Origin of the sequence: Actinotalea ferrariae CF5-4 (assembly GCF_000603945.1) — a bacterium.
Classification (GTDB): Bacteria; Actinomycetota; Actinomycetes; order Actinomycetales; family Cellulomonadaceae; genus Actinotalea; species Actinotalea ferrariae.
Genome location: NZ_AXCW01000578.1, coordinates 1 through 580, shown reverse-complemented (window position 1 = coordinate 580; position 580 = coordinate 1). Strand labels below are relative to the sequence as shown.

Genomic DNA, 580 nt, shown 5'->3' with positions numbered 1-580 from the left:
CCGTGCACCGCGCCGCGCGCGCCGGCGGTACAGCGCCTGGACGCCCACCCCCACCGTCCGGCACAGCGCCGCGCCGACGAGGCCGACCAGCAGGGCCGTGACGGGTCGGGTGGCCGCGAGCGCGACGAGCACGATCGCGAGCGCGAGGACGCTGACCGGCCGGCGGCGGACCGGCGGCGGCTCCTCCGTGAGGGGCTCCTCGCCGTCGTCCGTCCCGTCGTCGTACCCGGCGTCACCGTCGTACCCGTCGTCGGGGTGCTCCTCGCCGTAGCCGTCGGAGCCGTACCCGTCGGAGCCGTCGCCGTCGGGGCCGTACCCGTCGCCCTGCGCCCCGCGGGCGGGCAGGACCACCGTGCCGTCGTCGGCGTTCCCCGGTCCGCTCACGTCCAGGACCGCCGTGCGGTCCGGGTCGGCCTCCGTGTCCGCCGCCCGACCGGGCAGGACGGCGGTCCCGCCGACCGGGACCACCTGGGTCGCCCGACCACCCGGGAGCAGCTGCGTGTCCCCCGCCACGGCCGTGTCCCCGCCGGCGGCCCGGCGCAGCTCCGCCACGAGCGCGGCCGGCTCGGCGCGGGCCCCC

At 80.3% G+C, this 580-nt stretch carries 1 pseudogene; it reads right to left on the bottom strand.

Annotated elements, in window-relative coordinates:
- Window positions 1-580 (bottom strand): annotated as a pseudogene (locus N866_RS21855) (hypothetical protein); the annotation flags it as partial.